A 16,524-nucleotide genomic window follows, 5' to 3' on the forward strand; every position below is an offset into this window, starting at 1 on the left:
GTGTCCACGTGGTCCATGACGGCCGATGGAATGACGAAGACACGTGTGAGACGGCCGCCGCTGTCCTGAGGGGCCAGCGACCGTCGCGGACTCGCGGGCGCGGCGCGCCTTGCCGCTCGGCGAGTGCGGCTTGCCTTTGCCGAGGGTGGACACGTGGCTGCGGCGGTTACGGCAGCGCCAGATGTCTACGGTCATGCCCGCCACCCGCTAGGGCTCGCCGGTGCACCTATCACAGCAAGCCCGACGGCCCCTATCGGGTTAGCGTTCCTTCGACAGAACTGGACCCAGAATGGACGGTACCCAGACCACCGCAAAGAAGCCCTCCGGGCGGGGCACGATGCTCGTCACGTCGATCGCATTCGGGTCGGGCAATCGCGGATTCGGTGCTGGCGTTTTTGCTCGTCTCGTGGGCGACCTGAGCGTCTACGAGGCGACCGCCAACGGCTTCGGCTTCGGCGCGGCAGCGTTCGCCATCGGCCTTTGCGTCGCGAGGTTCGTGCGCAAGGGGGGCATGCTGTAGATCCGGCAACACACCATCGAAGCCCCGTCGTCCTCCTAGGATGGCGGGCGTCGCGGCGTTCAGTGAGTCCAGATATCCGACCCGCCGCGCCACTCGATCAGCCCGGACGCCGCGAGGTACGCCTCGTCGACGTCGTCGAGGCCTGCGCGGCGCAGGAACTCGGCGATGTCCCGCAGCCCGTACGCGCGGCGAGGATCTCCCCGTCGACGAGCACCCGTCGCCCGCCGTCCTCGGCGGGCGGATACACGACCACGGGCATCACGGAAGCCATGCCGCCAGCCTCCCCCGGACACGAATAGCTCGCACCGCGCCCCATTCGTACAAGCACCGTTCAGGACTTGACGCGCTTCCAGCTGCCGAGGGCACCCGCGCCGAGCAGCGCGCTGATGACGAGGTCGCCGATCACGGACGGGCCGTCAGCACCCTTCGCAGCGCTCATGAGGCCGCCGATGGTGAGGCAGGTGAGCAGGACGGCGAGCAGCAGCCAGAAGACCTTCATCGTGCCCCCAAGGCATACAAGACGAGGGCGACACGGTACGGCCGGGGCGTACGCTCCGTCACCCTGCCCTCGGTCACAACACAGACACATATCCCACGCACTGCCTTCACAGGACGCATGATGCCCCTGCAGTACACATGCCCTGGGGGATTTTATGAGCAACGACGTCACGCCGCCGCCCATGCCTGCCTATGACCCGCCTTCGGCGCCAAAGAAGAGCCGTACCAACGCGATCATCATCGGATCAGCAACCGCCGTCATCGCCGCCATCATCGGCACGGGCATCGTGGTCGTACAGGCCCGCGACGACGACAAGCCACAGGCCACCGCAGAAATCAGCGCGCCGGCCGACGACACGGTCACCGCGGCCGTCGAGGAGGAGGCCACCCCGGAGGACACCGAGCCGGCGGTTATGGGGCTCACGGACGGGGTGAGCTACGAGGACGGCGTGGAGCTGTCGCTGTCCGACTACAAGCGGGGCACGTCGTCGGCGTGGGCGGCGCCGGAGAACACGCCGTACGTGGCGTTCACCGTGAAGATCGACAACAAGTCTGAGTCGGTCGTGGACATCGGGACCGGCTACGTCATGTGCTACTACGGCGACGACAGCCAGGAGTCCGAGCAGATCTTCGACGACGGGCTGGACGGGCTGCCGTCGATGAAGCTTCGGCCGGGCCGGACGGCAAAGGCGAAGGTGGCGTGCGAGATGCCGAAGAGTGAGGAATATCTGCAGGTCGAGGTTTCGCCGTCGATGGATGATGAGACGGCGATCTTCGCGGGCAACGTGAAGTAGCGTGATCGCGGTAAGGGGGCACGGCACCCGCCTTTGGGCGGGGCGCCCGCATTGCCGACTGCGTCGGATCAGCGAGCCCCCAGCGCGGCCGCGGCGGGCCGTCTGGGGCCTCCTGCATGTGTGGGGCCCGTGCTTGAAGCCGCGGGGGTTGAGCGCAATCAGGCCAGCCCTCAGGACTGAGCGTGCAATTCCGCGCAATTTCCCAGCACCGATCAGCTAATCCACCGCATGGCGATGGTTCACCGACGTAACGAGTCGGTAGACACTATGGCCCTACAGCTCCGCATGCTCAGCACCACCGGTGAAGAAGGCAACTGCCCCACCCTGTACGAGGACGTCGCGACCGGGAAAATCGTCGTACAGGGATATACCGTCACCGATCCGGAGGACGCCGCGCAGCTGCAGGACGTCCCGGCCGACGAGTCGTTCGTCCGCGTTCCGCGCGAGCTGCTGACCCGCTTCGCCCCCAAGAAGTAGACCGCGCGCCGGAGTTCATCAACGACGACACGTTCGGCTCGTACTTCGAGGAGTTCGAGCACACCGCGTGGCGGCTGGAGACCCGCCGAGGCTACGCCTGCGACCGTGCGGGCGAGAAGTGCCGCCGCTACGTCGAGACGAGCACCGTGCCCGATGACTCGCATCGCCCTTGGCACGCCGACGTCTGCGCACAGGTCGGGCAGGGCAAGTGGTTCCAGCGTGTCCGTGTCGTCGACACACCGCCCACCCTGGAGCAGCTGTTCCTTCTACGACAAGTGCATCCGCTCCTGCAGCTCATCGAGGACGACCGCCGCGGCAACAACAAGTCCGCCGAAGCTACGGCGCTCGTGATGGTCCTCTGTCGGACCGCCGGCATCGGCCTCTCTGCGGCCTACTACGTCGAGGCGGACAGGGACCCGAACAACTGCTTCGCCCGCGCCCGGCCCACGGAAGAGGAGTTCGTCCGCATGCTCCGAGAGGTCACCGACTTCATCGCCAACCTTGAGGATGCAGACCGCCTGTAGCGGTAGGGCCGCGCGCTCGTCGAGGAGCTGGGACCTACCGGAGTCCCCGGCAGTCCCGAACACCCTCACGGCAGGACGACACCAACGTGGCTGCCTCGCCCCAACTCCGCGGATGCCAGGCACACGGCATGGCTCCGGTAGCACCGACCAGCTGCGTGGCAAAGTGGCCGGCCGTGGATCCGAAGATATGGGCCGCCGCGATTGGCGGCATCGCGACGGTCATCGGCGTCGTGGTGGGCCTCGTGGCCAGCCACTTCAAGGACAGGGCGGCCCGCCGGGCTACGGCTGCCAGCAATGCCCGTGTCGCTGTACAGGAGCTGCTGCGGGCGGCTCTCGATACCAAGGCCGCGATGGCGATCTGGGAGACCCGCTGGCGGGACAAGCGGACGATCGCGGGGGCGCTGGCGCATTCGATCACTCAGATCCTGGCAGGCTACAGGGACGATCGCGTCTTTCACGGCGCAGCAGATGGGCTCGCGTCTGCCCTGGCATGGCGGCGGGCGTCCGAGGCCGCTGAGGAAGCCCTCGTCACCGGCCCCCTGTCTCGGGTCTCCGCGGCCGCAGCGCAGCTCGCCATGCTCAACGATGACGAGCTGCGTGCGGCCTCTACCGCTGTGACCGAGGCCCTGGGCGAACTGGTGGGCGCCTACATGGAGAAGCCGAAGTCTGACGCGCGCACGCGGGCCGATCGTGCCCTGGATGAGGCGATAGGCAGGCTTGGCGATGCCGGTCGCGCCTATCGGGGGCGTCCGGGCCGCCGCACCCGCTGACGCGCGGCTATGCCCCCGGGCCGCCTGTTTCACGGCCTGCAATCCACAGACCCGAGCGTGTCTCGAGATCGATGACCTCTTCCCACTCGGCCATCGGTACGGCCCGCTCGATGACGAACCACTCCTCTGGTTTCCCGTTCCACTGGTTCGGTGTGCCTACCACGGTGGGGTCGCTCGATGCCGTCAGTGACCACAGCTCTTCAGGCTCGAGGTGTTGCTTCGCCCACTCCTGCCAGGGGTACGCCTCGGCGTCCGGCACCCGAACCAGGATGCGGACCCGCCGGGTCCTCAGTGCCCACGGAAGCGACTCGGGGTCGCCGCCCCGGGAGAGGTGCACCGTTGACGGGCTCATTCGCCGCTGCCACGTGGCTCGTATCTCGGCCGCCGCGAGGATCGCGGGCCAGTGCTCGGTGTCGGTGAAGTGGTAGAGAAGCACTGTCGCACCATACGGGGCACGGCCGCGGCCGATGCCCTACGGCCTCAAGCCGGTACACCGCCGCATCGTCTACCAGACAGCGGGGCAGTCTGCCCCGTTCACTCCCCGACGCCGACCTCTTGGGCCAGGCGGCTTTCTCATGGAGCGGACGTGTCTACAACCGACGATGAGCCCATCAACCGCCCCCAGACGCAGCCGGAACCGCCAGCCTCCAGGCAGCGCTGGCGCCGTATGGCGACCACCACTCGGGACGTCTCCACTGGCGTCGGCATCGCCTGTATCGCGGTGTTCAAACCGCACTACTTCCTGCTCGTACCCGCGATTACAGGGATATGGGCCGGGATACGGATGTGGATCGCACCACGGTGATCTGACGGCCCACTGCATGCTGACCGCCTAACGCGTGGCGGACGGGTTTTCATGCCCGAGCTGGCCGCCCTCGAGCGACAACGAGGGCGGCCAGCATCCTCAGCGGCTCTAACCGGGCCCTCAGCCCCGCTCCCGTTCGCCGCAGCACGCGCAGTGAGTCGGTCACCGAGACCTCCGTGAAGGCGCCGGACTCGAGGGCCCTGAGGTAGACGCGGTACGGGGCCTGGCCGGTGAACTCGTCCTTCGGGTCGGGGAAGACGTCGTGGATGAGGAGGAGGCCGCCTTCGGCCACATGGGGGGCCCAGCCCTCGTAGTCGGCGGTGGCGTGCTCGTCGGTGTGGCCGCCGTCGATGAAGACGAAGCCGAGGGGAGTGCCCCAGATCTTCGCGATCTGCGGGGAGCGGCCGACCAGGGCCACCACGTGCTCCTCCAGGCCTGCCTTGTGCAGGGTGCGGCGGAACGTCGGCAGCGTGTCCATCAGGCCGAGCTCGGGGTCGACCGTCTCCGGGTCGTGGTAGTCCCAGCCCGGCTGCTGCTCCTCGCTGCCGCGGTGGTGGTCGACCGTCAGCGCGGTGACGCCGGCCTCGCGGGCGGCGTCGGCGAGCAGGATCGTGGAGCGGCCGCAGTACGTGCCGACCTCCAGCAGCGGCAGCCCGAGCGCACCCGCCTCGACGGCCGCCGCGTATAGCGCGAGCCCCTCGTCCACGGGCATGAACCCCTTCGCGGCCTCGAACGCGGCGAGGATCTCGGGCTTGGGTGCCGCGGGCATGGGGCCTGCCTCTCGGGATGGGGGCGTGTGTACGTTTGGGGACCATGCTGCCGTACTCGTCGGTAGTCGGGCAGCCGAGGGGTGGCTACCCCTGCTCGGACAGCGCCCGCAGCCGGTACTCCCTCGGCGAGATCCCGTACTCGGCGCGGAACGCGCGCGTGAAGTCCGAGGCGCGGGGCAGGCCCCATCGGGCGGCGATCGCGTGGATCGGGGTGGTGCGCTGGGCGGGGTCCGCGAGGTCGCGGCGGGCGGCCTCCAGGCGTTGGGTGCGGATCCAGGCCGCGACCGTCTCGCCCTGCGTCTGCTGCTGGAAGATGCGGTGCAGGTAGGAGAGGGAGATGTAGTGCGCGGCGGCGATCGTGCGGGGTGTCAGCGCCGGGTCGTGCAGGTTGCGGTGGATGAAGGCGCGGATCTGTTCCGCCGTGGTCCGTTGTCGGGTCTCTGGCTCCAGCGTCGCCTCCGCCTCCAGTAGCTGTGCGAACAGGGCCGTCACCAGGTCGAGTACGACCGTGCCCAGGCGCGGTGCGTCGGACGGGCGGAGGGTGTCGGCCTGGCGTTCCAGGCCGGTGAGGAAGCCGGCCAGCAGGGCGCCGATGCCGTCCTGCGCGGGAAGGCCGCGGCCCAGCAGCTCCCGGACCCGGTGCGGGGGCAGCGGCAGCAGGGCCTTGGGGAAGTCCACGCCCACGCCCTTGACGACCGCGCTCTCGTGCGGCTGGCGCAGGTCGAACGGCTGGGAGCTGTCGGCCAGGTGCAGGTCGCCGGGGCCGAAGATGTCCCTGCGGTCCGCGTGGTCGAGCGCCAGCCCGCCGTCGAGCAGCAGCGTCAGGTGGTAGGCCTCGGGGTCGGACTGGCGCACCTGTCTGGGGCCGCGCAGGTAGCGGGTCGGCAGGCAGGCGATCGATCCGACCGTCACCGGGCCCAGTTCCAGCAGCCGGTGTTCCGCCCAGAAGTCGGCGGCGTGGGCGCTGCTGATGTCGGTGGGGGAGCGGGTGCGGCCGAGCAGTTCCCGCCAGAAGTCGAATCTGTCCTCGGCCGGTACGTCCTCGCTTCGGAACACCGTCCCGATCATCGCGCCCCTCCCGGCCAATGCGCCCCACCCCGGCGTTCGGGGCGACATCTTCGCATGCGTACGAGAACGGCCCTCTCCCGTCGGGTGTGACGGGAGAGGGCCGCTTCGGAAGGCGTCAGGGAGGCTCTTCAGAACGCGTCAGCGCGCGCCGACCGCCTCACCCGGCAGCGACAGGTCCAGCTCCACCGGCAGCTCCTCGCCCCCGTGCGTCGCGGACGAGGCCAGCGGGCCGTGCCCCGCCGCCCGCGCGGCCAGGACGTACGCGCCCTCGGTCGGCACCGCGAGCGCATAGCTGCCGTCCTCGTCGGACAGCGTGGCGCCCGCCTGGCGGCCGCGGCGGTCGATCAGGGTGACCTTGGCGCGGGCGACCGGGGTGCCCTCGGCGTCCAGGACGCGGCCGCGGAAGCCGCGCAGGATCTCCTCGGCGCGCTCGATGCCCGCGTCCTCCTCGCTGCTCGCACGCAGCTGCGGCGCGCGGTTCGCCTTCGGCAGGAACAGGGCCATCAGCAGGCCGATGGCGACCGCGCCGGTGGCGATGAGGAAGGAGACACGGAAGCCGTGCATGGTCGGGATCTCGACGCCGCCGACGTTGTTCGCGGTGTTCGCCAGCACCATGCCGATGACGGCGCTCGAGACGGACGTACCGATGGAACGCATCAGCGTGTTGAGGCCGTTGGCCGCACCCGTCTCCGAGGCCGGGACCGCGCCGACGATCAGCGCGGGCAGGGAGGAGTAGGCGAGGCCGATGCCGGCGCCGAGGACGACGGCGATGACCAGGCTCTGCCAGGCGGCGCTCATCAGGCCGAGGCCCGCGCCGTAGCCGATGGCGATGATCAGCATGCCGAGGATCAGGGTGACCTTCGGGCCGTACTTCGCGGAGAGGCGGGCGTAGACCGGGGCCGTGACCATCATCGTCAGGCCGAGCGGGGCCACCAGCAGGCCCGCGACGACCATCGACTGGCCGAGGCCGTAGCCCGTCGCCTTCGGGAGCTGGAGCAGCTGGGGAAGGACGAGCGAGACGACGTAGAAGGAGACACCGACCATGATCGAGGCCAGGTTGGTGAAGAGGACGGCGGGCCGGGCCGTGGTGCGCAGGTCCACCAGCGGGGCCGCCACGCGCAGCTCCATCACGCCCCACAGGACCAGTACGACGGCGGACGCGGCGAACAGGCCGAGCGTGGTGCCGGAGGTCCAGCCCCAGTCGCTGCCCTTGGTGATCGGGAGGAGGAAGAGGACCAGGCCGGCGGAGAGGCCGAGTGCGCCCAGGACGTCGAAGGAGCCCTCGGCGCGCATCGGGGACTCCGGTACGACGAGGAGGGTGAGGAGGATCGAGAGGACGCCGAGGCCGGCGGCGCCGTAGAAGAGGGCGTGCCAGTCGGCGTGCTGGGCGATGAGGGCCGCGAGCGGCAGGGCGAGGCCGCCGCCGACGCCGATCGAGGAGCTCATCAGGGCCATCGCCGAGCCGAGCTTCTCGCGGGGCAGCATGTCGCGCATCAGGCCGATGCCGAGCGGAATGGCGCCCATCGCGAAGCCCTGGAGCGTACGGCCGGCGATCATCGTGAGCAGTTCGCTGGTGAGGGCGCTGATCAGGGCGCCGACCACCATCACGGCGAGGCTGAGGATCAGCATCCGCCGCTTTCCGTACAGGTCGCCGAGGCGGCCCATGATCGGCGTGGCCACGGCTCCCGAGAGCAGCGTCGAGGTCAGGACCCAGGTGGCGTTGCTGGGCGCGGTGTCCAGCAGCTGCGGCAGGTCCTTGATGACCGGGACGAGCAGGGTCTGCATCACCGCGACAACGATGCCCGCGAAGGCGAGCACCGGAACCACGGCCCCGCTCGCTCTCCGCGTGGGCTGGTCGGTCGTCGTGTGCGTCATTGAGTGAGGCCTCCCGTGAGATAAGTGCTGGGTAAACCTCGTATGCACAGGCAACTATTCCGTTGCTTCGGGACTCTAATCAATTCTTGACCGACCCATGGGTTTCTGATCATCCGTCAGGGCTGGTGAGTTCGTAGAACGTGTTCTACTCTCGCGCGCCATGAAGGCCTACATCGCCGGAGTGGGCATGACCCGCTTCGAGAAGCCCGAGACCCGTGACTGGCAGTACTGGGACATGGCGCGGGAGGCGGGGAGCGCGGCCCTCGCGGACGCCGGGGTGGCGTACACCGACGTGGAACAGGTTCCCGTCGGCTACTGCTTCCAGCCCTCCACCGCCGGCCAGCGCGCCGCCTACGAGCTCGGCCTGACCGGCGTCCCCGTCTACAACGTCAACAACAACTGCGCGACCGGATCGACGGCGTTGATGCTCGCCCGGCAGCTGGTGGAGGGCGGGGCCGCCGACTGCGTACTGGCGCTGGGCTTCGAGAAGATGAAGAAGGGGGCGCTGGGGGGGAGGGGCGGATGGTGGTGACTTCTCGACCTCCCCCGTCGCCCGGCACTACGGGATCATGGCCGCGCGGCACGGCTTCGAGATGACGCCGCCCACCGCGCAGATCTTCGGCGACGCGGCCCGTGAGCACATGGAGCGGTACGGCACGACCGAGGCGCAGCTCGCCGCCGTGGCCGCCAAGAACCACCGGCACTCGGCGCACAACCCGAACGCGCAGTTCCGGGACGTGTACGAGGTCGACGACATCCTTGCCGCGCGGACGGTCCACCGGCCACTGACCAAGCTGCAGTGCTCGCCGACGTCGGACGGGGCGGCGGCCGCGGTCGTCGTGTCCGAACGGTTCGTGGAGCGGCGGGAGTTGGGCGGGAGGGCCGTCGAGATCGTCGCGCAGGCGATGACGACCGACACGGAGGAGTCCTTCGCGTCCGGGTCCTGCATCGACGTCGTCGGGCAGCCGATGTCCCGGGAGGCGGCCCGGCAGGTGTACGAGGGTGCAGGACTCGGGATCGAGGACGTGGACGTCGTAGAGCTACATGACTGCTTCTCCGTCAACGAGCTGCTGACGTACGAAGCCCTCGGGATGTGCGGGGAGGGGGAGTCCGGGAAGCTGGTGGAGTCGGGGGCGACGACGTACGGCGGGCGGTGGGTGGTGAATCCGTCCGGTGGGCTGATCTCCAAGGGGCATCCGCTGGGGGCGACCGGGATCGCTCAAATGGCCGAGCTGGTGTGGCAGTTGAGGGGCGAGGCGGGGGAGCGGCAGGTGGCGGGGGCGCGGGTGGGGCTGGCGCACAACATCGGGCTGGGTGGGGCGGCGGTGATGACGATGGTGCGGGCGGGGGACTGGGCGGGGGACTAGGACTCCCGGCCGAGGGCGGGTGCAGCGAAATCCCGATGCAAGGGGTGTAACGGGGTTGAGAGCATGACAGGCATGTTGGAAGCCGCTGACGTCACCCGGATATCCCGTCGTACCGCGCCTCCCATGTGGTTGGTGGTGGCGCTCGCCTGCGCGGGCCAGTTCCTGGTCGTGCTGGACGTGTCCGTCGTCAACGTGGCGCTGCCGTCGATGCGGGCCGATCTGGGGCTGAGCGCGCAGGGGCTGCAGTGGGTGGTGAACGCCTACGCGATCGCCTTCGCCGGGTTCATGCTGCTCGGCGGGCGGGCCGGGGATCTGTACGGGCGCAAGCGGATGTTTCTGGTGGGGCTCGCCCTGTTCACGCTGGCGTCGCTGGGCGGCGGGCTCGCGCAGGAGGGCGGTCAGCTGCTGGTCGCGCGGGCCGTGCAGGGGCTGGGGGCGGCCGTGCTCGCGCCGTCGACGCTGACGATTCTCACGTCGGCGGTTCCGGAGGGGGCGGCTCGGGCGCGGGCGATCGCGACGTGGACCGCGGTGGGTGCCGGTGGCGGAGCCGCGGGTGGGCTGGTCGGCGGGGCGCTGGTGGACGGGCTGTCGTGGCGGTGGGTGCTGTTGATTAACGTGCCGATCGGGGCGGTCGTGCTGGCCGGGTCGGTGCGGTGGCTGGCGGAGAGCCGGAACGGGGGCGGGCGGCGGCTCGATCTGCCGGGTGCGGTGCTGGTGACTGCGGGGCTCGCGACTCTGGCGTACGGCATCTCGCAGACGGAGGCGGAGGGGTGGACGGCGGCGGCCACGGTCGTGCCGCTGGTCGCCGGGTTCGCGCTCATCGGGGTGTTCCTGGTTGTCGAGTCGCGTACGGCGGTTCCGTTGATGCCGCTCGGGCTGTTTCGGGTGCGGGCGGTGTCGTCGGCGAACGTGGCGATGTTCCTGTGCGGGTCCGCGATGTTCTGCATGTGGTTCTTCATGACGCTGTACGCGCAGAACGTGCTCGGCTACACGCCGTTGGAGGCGGGGCTGGCGCTGGTGCCGAGTTCGCTGGCGGTGCTTTTGGGCTCCAAGGTGGCGCCCCGGTTCATGCCGGTGCTCGGGGTGCGGAATGTGGCTGTGCTCGGGACGGTCGTGGCTGCGGTGGGGTTCGGCTGGCAGTCGTTGATGACGCCGGAGGGGGACTATCTGACGGAGATCATGTTCCCGGGGATCCTGATGATGCTGGGTGCGGGGCTGACGGCGACTCCGCTCGCCGCGCTCGCCACGTCGGGGGCGGCGCCGGGGGAGGCCGGGCTGGTGTCGGGGCTGGTCAACACCTCGCGGACGATGGGTGGTTCGCTGGGGCTCGCGGTGATGTCGACGATTGCGGCGACGAGGTCGGGGGGTAGCGATGCGGCCGGGGCGCTGACGGAGGGGTATGCGTTGGCGTTCCGGACGGGGGCGGTGGTGTTGGTTGTGGGGGTGGTGTTGATGGGGGTTTGGCTGCCGCGGAGGACTGCCGGGCGGTGAGGCGTCGGTTGGGTCGTGGGGTGCGGGCTGAGGTGGGATGCCTGCGGCGGCCTGTGCGGGATCGGTGGGAGTGCGCGTAGCGCCTTGCGGTGTGTTGTGGGTCGGGGCCGGTGCGGGGGGTGTCCGTCCTCGGTCCGGCGGTGCTGGTGGCCTGGGTTGTGCTGTGTCGTGACGCCGGCCGCTGCGGGCGGACACCCCCCGCCCCGTCCCCTTCCCGCCGTACGCGGCTGCTGGTGCCATCCGGCCGAGCCGGGTGGGGTGGTCTGTCCCCTCTCCTTCGGGTGGTGCGCGGCTGCCGGTGCCATCCCGCCGACTCGGGTGGGGGTGGTCCGTCCCGACTCCTTCGCGTCGTGCGCGGATGCGGGCCGTTGTGTGGCTGGGGACGTCGGCTGGGCGCGGCGGGGCGGGGGAAAATTCTCGTTCGGGAGAGGCAACGGTCCAAGCGGCCCATGGACTCCTTTAGACATCTAGGAGGTGCCCATGGGGGATCGCAAGGAAGCCCGGGACACGGAGTTCCAGGGCTTTGTCATCGGTCGCTGGCCGCGGCTGATGCGGACGGCATTTCTCCTCACGGGGGAGCAGCATGCCGCGGAGGACCTCGTCCAGTCGACGCTCGAGCAGGTCTACGTCGCCTGGCGCAGGGTCGGCTCGGCGGACGACCCGGAGGCGTATGTACGGCGCGTGATGATCAACGCGCATGCGCGCAAACACCGTAGGCGGCTACGGGAGTTCCTGGCGCCGAAGGACGACTCGGGCCTGGTGCGCGAGGTCGCCGACACCGGTGACCGCATCGCCCAGGCCGAGGACCGGGGCGTCCTGCTGAAGGCGCTCGCCCAACTGCCCGTGCGGCAGCGGGAGGCGGTGGTCCTGCGGTACTGGGAGGACCTGACGGAGACACAGACGGCGGAGGCGATGGGCTGTTCCGTCGGCGCGGTGAAGAGCAACGCGGCCAAGGGGATCGCGAAGCTGCGTGCCATACCGGGACTGGCGGACATGGTGGCTACTGGGGGAGGGCGTAAGTGATGGGTGCGGACCGGGAGATGAACCAGCACATGACGGACAGCGACATCGCCCTCCTGCTCGCCGAGGCCGCCGACGGGGTCGAGATCGGTATAGCCCCCACGCAGGCGGTGATCCGCGGCGGACGGCGTCGCAGGGCGCGGCGGTGGGCGGTGGTCTCGGCGGCGGCGCTGGTGATCGCCGGGTCGACGGGGACGCTGGCGGCGGCGGGCCTGATGCACGGGGACGGGAACAGCCCGTCACGGGTGGCGACTCAGCCACCGGCGCCAAAGGAGCGCCACGTGGACGAGCCCCGGACCAGCACGCTCGCGATCGGAATGGACCACAACAAGCATTGGGAGGTCGACCTCCAGGTGTGGGACGCTCCGCGCAACAAGGCTGAGGCCCAGGCCCAGTTCGCGGAGATGGCGCTGTTCGGGCAGTTGCCGGCGGGCGCGCCCCACGCGTCCGACCTGATCGGCAAGACCTCGTACTTCGTCAGCCGCGTCTACGGGGACAGCAGCAGGCCGAAGACGGTCATTTTCAACACGGTCAAGCACTGGGACGCCATGGCCGGCAAGGACCTCGAGGCCGGCGCGGTCCCGCTGGCGGGCAACGGCGGACCCCAGCGACTCGTCATCGGCCAGGTGGCGAAGACGGCGCGCGAGGTCACCTGCACCTGGAAGGACGGCACCAGCACGGTCGTCCGCCGGGCGACCGACGACACCAGCGTCAACATGGGTGATCTGGTCATCCGCAAGGCCGACGGCAGCCCGGTCAACTGGTTCGTCTGCCTCGCGCCGAAGAGCACGTCCTACAAGTCGGCGGAGGTGACGAAGTAGCGGGGAGCGGTGCGGCCCGGCGTCAGAGCCACCCCTGCTGACGGGCCTCCTGCATCGCCTCCATGCGGTTGCGGGTGCCGGTCTTGCCGATGGCCGAGGAGAGGTAGTTGCGGACCGTCGACTCCGACAGGTGCAGCTTGGCGGCGATGTCGGCGACCGTCGCGCCGTCCACGGACGCTTTGAGGACGTCGCACTCGCGGGCGGTCAGCGGGTTCGGCCCGGCGCTGAGCGCGGCGGCGGCGAGCGCGGGGTCGATCACGGTCTCGCCGGTGAGCACCCGGCGGATCGCGGCGGCCAGCTCCTCGACGGGGCCGTCCTTCACGAGGAAGCCGGCGGCTCCGGCCTCCATGGCCCGGCGCAGATAGCCGGGCCGTCCGAAGGTGGTCAGGATCAGCACCCGGCAGTCGGGGACCTGGTCGCGCAGCTCGGCCGCCGCGTCCAGGCCGCTCATGCCCGGCAGTTCGATGTCCAGCAGGGCCACGTCCGGGCGGTGGTTCAGTGCGGCGTCCACGATCGCGTCACCCGCCGCGACCTGTGCGACGACCAGCAGATCCTCCTCCATGCCGAGCAGCAGGGCGAGCGCGCCCCGCATCATTCCCTGGTCCTCGGCGAGCAGGACCCTGACGGACTTGGCGGGCCGGTGGTCCCGCGGTATCTCGTTCACAGCCCAAGCGTAGCCAATTAAAGACTCTCTATTGTTCGGCGCAGCAGGGGTTGACGGCCTAGATCAGCGAGAAAACAATCGCCTCTGCATTTCCCCAAAGGGTCGGTATTTCGAGCAAGGAATGGGTTCGGTATTTCGATCGAACAGTGTCCGGTATATCGACCGACGGGTGCGCAAGCACCGCTCCCCAGCAATGGCACCCGCATGCCCTACGAGGAATCGAAGAGGTGCATCGTGTTCTCACGACCCCCACACACCCGTCCCCGAAGGCTCAGAAAGGCCGTGCTCTCCCTGCTCGCGGCATTCGCGACCGTCGCCGCGCTACTCATAGGCGTCGGCGCCCCGCAGGCGGCCGCCGCGAGTTCGCTGCCCTGTGACATCTACGCCGCCGCGGGCACCCCCTGCGTCGCCGCGCACAGCCTGGTCAGGGCGCTCTACTCCTCGTACAACGGCTCGCTGTACCAGGTGCAGCGCGCCTCCGACAGCGCCACCGCGAACATCGGTGTGCTGGCCGCCGGCGGTTACGCCAACGCGGCGGCCCAGGACTCCTTCTGCTCCGGGACCACCTGCATCATCACCAAGATCTACGACCAGTCCTCGCGCCACAACGACCTCACCATCGAGGGCGCGGGCGGCGCGGGCGCGGCCGATGTCGGGTCACCGGCCGACGCCCTGCCGGTGACCGTCGGCGGGCACCAGGTCTACGGCCTGGAGATCTCCGCCGGTATGGGCTACCGGGACAACTCCACCTCGGGCGTCGCCGTCAACGGGCAGGCCGAGGGGATGTACATGGTGACCTCCGGCACCCATGTCAACGGCCGCTGCTGCTTCGACTACGGCAACGCCGAGACGAACAACAAGGACACCGGCAACGGCCACATGGACGCGATCAACTTCGGCACCGAGTGCTGGTTCTCGCCGTGCTACGGCCAGGGCCCGTGGGTGCAGGCCGACCTGGAGAACGGCCTGTTCCAGTCGGACGCCGGCTACAGCAAGAACACGTCCAACACCGGCACCGGACCCCTGCCGTTCGTGACCGCGCTGCTGAAGAACAACGGCCAGAACCATTTCGCGCTGAAATACGGCAATGCGCAATCCGGCTCTCTCACCACAACTTATTCCGGCGGTGAACCCACCACCAGCGGCTACTCGCCCATGCACCAGGAGGGCGCGATCGTCCTCGGCACCGGCGGCGACAACAGCAACGGCTCCATCGGGTCCTTCTTCGAGGGCGTCATGACCTCGGGCATCCCGACGGACGCCGCCGACGACGCGGTGCAGTCGAACATCGTCTCCGTCGGCTACGGCGGCTCGACGGGCTCCACCGGTTCGCTGACGCCGGGCTCGGAGATCTCACTGAAGGCGACGACCTCGTGCTGCACGGGCGACTACATCCGCCACCAGAACAACACGGCGGTCATCTCCCCGATCACCTCGAGCAGTTCGGCGCTCGACAAGAACGACGCCACCTGGATCGTCCGCCGGGGTCTGGCCGGCAGCTCCTGCGTCTCCTTCGAGTCGCGCAACTATCCCGGTGACTTCCTGCGGCACTACAACTACCAGCTGCTGCGCCAACCCATGGACGGCACCGCGCAGTTCAGATCCGACGCGACGTTCTGCCCGACGACCGGCAAGAGCGGCACGGGCACCTCGTTCGCGTCGTACAACTACCCGACCAAGTTCATCCGCCACTACAACCTCAACGTCTACATAGCGAGCAACGGCGGCTCCAACACCTGGGACAGCTCCACGTCCTGGACGGACGACGTGAGCTGGGTCGTCAGCCAGCCCTGGGCGCCGTAACCGCCGCGGCGTCCTCGGACACACCGCCGGACTCCACCGGGAGTTCGGCGGTGACCGTGAAACCGGCTCGCGGTGACGGGCCGGCCTCGAGGGAGCCGCCGGCCGCCGCGAGGCGTTCGGTCAGGCCCTTGAGGCCGGTGCCGCCGATGCCCGGCACGGCCGGTGCGCTGGAGGTGCCTTCGCCGTCCCCGTCGTCGGTGATCGTCAGGCGCACCTGCTCGGCCGTGCTGTTCACGGTGATCTCGCAGCGGGTCGCCCCGGAATGCCGTACGACGTTCGTGACCGCCTCGCGCACCACCCAGCCGAGCAGGGCTTCGGTCTGCGGCGGCAGGGGCGAGCCCGAGCGGGACACCGTCGGCTCGATGCCGGCCGCGGACAGTGCGGAGCGGGCGCGGTCCAGTTCGGTGGCGAGGCTGCCCTCGCGGTAGCCGGTCACCGCCTCGCGGATCTCGGTGAGCGCCTGGCGGCCGACGGACTCGATGTCGGTGATCTGGGCGAGGGCCGCGTCCAGGTTCCGCGGGGCGAGCCGCCGGGCCGCCTCCGACTTCACCACGATCACCGACATGGTGTGACCGAGCAGGTCGTGCAGGTCGCGGGAGAAGCGCAGCCGCTCCTCCTCGACCGCGCGGCGCGCCAACTCCTCGCGGGCCGCGCGCAGTTCGCGCACCGCCTCGGACAGCGACATGATCGCCGCTGTCACCATCGTGGAGATCCAGGTGGCGTACGCGGTGTCGAGTCCGCCCCAGCCGTCGCGGTAGACGCAGACCGTACCGGAGAGCACGGTCAGGATCGCGCCGGCCCAGCGCAGGTGCGGCATCCGTAGCGCCGCACCCGTCGCGAGCCCGAGCAGGGGGAAGAACAGCAGCCAGTTGCCGCCGTACCCGAGGGCCAGGCCGGAGGTCACCACGCCCATCAGCAGCAGGGCCACCCGCGTCGAGGTCGCCTCCCGGGTCTCCTTCCTGAACGCGCGGAACGCCACATAGATGTAGAGCGAGTTGAAGGCCAGCAGGCCCATGCCGCCGATCAGGGGGTTGGGGGTCTCGCCCTGGAGCAGGTTGGAGATGGACCCCATGCCCAGCAGCAGCCAGGGCAGCAGGGTGAGGCCGGTGGGCGGCGGGCCCGGATGCTCGGGGAGCTTGCCGGTCCTGCGGGCGGCCTTCTCCTGCTCCTTGAAGCGCTGCATGTCCGCCTTCCACCGGGCTCGTGCGGCACGCAGCTCGTCCAGCTGACAGGCGATTCCTCGTGTCCAGGACATGT

16 protein-coding genes and 2 pseudogenes are annotated in these 16,524 nt (G+C 69.7%); 10 read left to right on the plus strand and 8 right to left on the minus strand.

Annotated elements, in window-relative coordinates; genetic code table 11:
* Positions 1-289: 289 nt before the first annotated feature.
* Positions 290-520, plus strand: a complete 231-nt coding sequence (locus ACFY1L_RS13775; RefSeq protein ID WP_388822811.1) for a hypothetical protein — start codon at positions 290-292, stop codon at positions 518-520.
* A 59-nt stretch (positions 521-579) separates the two neighbouring features.
* Here ACFY1L_RS13775 and ACFY1L_RS13780 read toward each other — a convergent pair.
* Positions 580-791: pseudogene (locus ACFY1L_RS13780) on the minus strand (hypothetical protein).
* 60 nt (positions 792-851) lie between these two features.
* Positions 852-1,019, minus strand: a complete 168-nt coding sequence (locus ACFY1L_RS13785; protein ID WP_388822813.1) for a hypothetical protein — start codon at positions 1,017-1,019, stop codon at positions 852-854.
* A 154-nt stretch (positions 1,020-1,173) separates the two neighbouring features.
* Between ACFY1L_RS13785 and ACFY1L_RS13790 the strand changes: the two genes are divergently transcribed.
* The 4 genes from ACFY1L_RS13790 (at position 1,174) to ACFY1L_RS13805 (ending at position 3,583) form a co-directional block, all read left to right on the plus strand.
* Positions 1,174-1,812, plus strand: coding sequence for a hypothetical protein (locus ACFY1L_RS13790; protein WP_388822815.1), 639 nt, complete (start codon positions 1,174-1,176; stop codon positions 1,810-1,812).
* A gap of 267 nt (positions 1,813-2,079) precedes the next feature.
* The gene (locus ACFY1L_RS13795; protein ID WP_388822817.1) at positions 2,080-2,289 is read left to right on the plus strand and encodes a hypothetical protein; all 210 of its coding nucleotides are present in this window, start codon (positions 2,080-2,082) and stop codon (positions 2,287-2,289) included.
* Positions 2,290-2,306: 17 nt separating this feature from the next.
* Positions 2,307-2,813 carry a DUF6879 family protein gene (locus ACFY1L_RS13800; RefSeq protein ID WP_388822934.1) on the plus strand — a complete coding sequence of 169 codons (507 nt, stop codon included), beginning with the start codon at positions 2,307-2,309 and terminating at the stop codon, positions 2,811-2,813.
* Positions 2,814-2,986: 173 nt separating this feature from the next.
* Positions 2,987-3,583 carry a hypothetical protein gene (locus ACFY1L_RS13805; RefSeq protein ID WP_388822819.1) on the plus strand — a complete coding sequence of 199 codons (597 nt, stop codon included), beginning with the start codon at positions 2,987-2,989 and terminating at the stop codon, positions 3,581-3,583.
* Positions 3,584-3,590: 7 nt separating this feature from the next.
* Here ACFY1L_RS13805 and ACFY1L_RS13810 read toward each other — a convergent pair whose 3' ends face one another.
* The 4 genes from ACFY1L_RS13810 to ACFY1L_RS13825 all read right to left on the minus strand — a co-directional run bounded on the left by ACFY1L_RS13810 (position 3,591) and on the right by ACFY1L_RS13825 (position 8,101).
* On the minus strand, positions 3,591-4,019 hold the full coding sequence (locus tag ACFY1L_RS13810; protein ID WP_388822821.1) for a hypothetical protein: 429 nt from the start codon (positions 4,017-4,019) through the stop codon (positions 3,591-3,593).
* A gap of 418 nt (positions 4,020-4,437) precedes the next feature.
* Positions 4,438-5,157: a class I SAM-dependent methyltransferase gene (locus tag ACFY1L_RS13815; protein ID WP_388822823.1), complete on the minus strand. Its 720-nt coding sequence runs from the start codon at positions 5,155-5,157 to the stop codon at positions 4,438-4,440.
* 85 nt (positions 5,158-5,242) lie between these two features.
* Positions 5,243-6,226, minus strand: a complete 984-nt coding sequence (locus ACFY1L_RS13820) for an AraC family transcriptional regulator (protein WP_388822825.1) — start codon at positions 6,224-6,226, stop codon at positions 5,243-5,245.
* A gap of 138 nt (positions 6,227-6,364) precedes the next feature.
* On the minus strand, positions 6,365-8,101 hold the full coding sequence (locus tag ACFY1L_RS13825; RefSeq protein WP_388822827.1) for an MFS transporter: 1,737 nt from the start codon (positions 8,099-8,101) through the stop codon (positions 6,365-6,367).
* A gap of 160 nt (positions 8,102-8,261) precedes the next feature.
* Between ACFY1L_RS13825 and ACFY1L_RS13830 the strand changes: the two are divergent.
* The 4 genes and pseudogenes from ACFY1L_RS13830 to ACFY1L_RS13845 all read left to right on the plus strand — a co-directional run bounded on the left by ACFY1L_RS13830 (position 8,262) and on the right by ACFY1L_RS13845 (position 12,800).
* A pseudogene (locus tag ACFY1L_RS13830) lies at positions 8,262-9,468 on the plus strand (lipid-transfer protein).
* Between the two features lie 72 nt (positions 9,469-9,540).
* Complete coding sequence (locus ACFY1L_RS13835; RefSeq protein WP_388822829.1) at positions 9,541-10,959, plus strand: DHA2 family efflux MFS transporter permease subunit; 1,419 nt, start codon at positions 9,541-9,543, stop codon at positions 10,957-10,959.
* 480 nt (positions 10,960-11,439) lie between these two features.
* On the plus strand, positions 11,440-11,982 hold the full coding sequence (locus ACFY1L_RS13840; RefSeq protein ID WP_361274704.1) for a SigE family RNA polymerase sigma factor: 543 nt from the start codon (positions 11,440-11,442) through the stop codon (positions 11,980-11,982).
* Positions 11,982-12,800: a hypothetical protein gene (locus ACFY1L_RS13845; protein WP_388822832.1), complete on the plus strand. Its 819-nt coding sequence runs from the start codon at positions 11,982-11,984 to the stop codon at positions 12,798-12,800. Before ACFY1L_RS13840 ends, ACFY1L_RS13845 begins: the two co-directional genes overlap by 1 nt.
* A gap of 22 nt (positions 12,801-12,822) precedes the next feature.
* On the opposite strand, the gene ACFY1L_RS13850 is transcribed toward ACFY1L_RS13845, so the two are convergent.
* Entirely contained in the window at positions 12,823-13,464 is a 642-nt protein-coding gene (locus ACFY1L_RS13850) for a response regulator (RefSeq protein ID WP_388822834.1), read from the minus strand.
* 204 nt (positions 13,465-13,668) lie between these two features.
* On the opposite strand from ACFY1L_RS13850, the gene ACFY1L_RS13855 reads away from it, so the two are divergent.
* Positions 13,669-15,267: an alpha-L-arabinofuranosidase B gene (locus tag ACFY1L_RS13855; RefSeq protein ID WP_388822836.1), complete on the plus strand. Its 1,599-nt coding sequence runs from the start codon at positions 13,669-13,671 to the stop codon at positions 15,265-15,267.
* Here the strand turns inward: ACFY1L_RS13855 and ACFY1L_RS13860 are convergent.
* Complete coding sequence (locus tag ACFY1L_RS13860; RefSeq protein ID WP_388822838.1) at positions 15,245-16,522, minus strand: sensor histidine kinase; 1,278 nt, start codon at positions 16,520-16,522, stop codon at positions 15,245-15,247. The two genes, ACFY1L_RS13855 and ACFY1L_RS13860, sit on opposite strands and share 23 nt — an antisense overlap.
* Between the last annotated feature and the right edge of the window lie 2 nt (positions 16,523-16,524).

The organism is Streptomyces sp. NPDC001663, assembly GCF_042893105.1.
GTDB lineage: Bacteria > Actinomycetota > Actinomycetes > Streptomycetales > Streptomycetaceae > Streptomyces.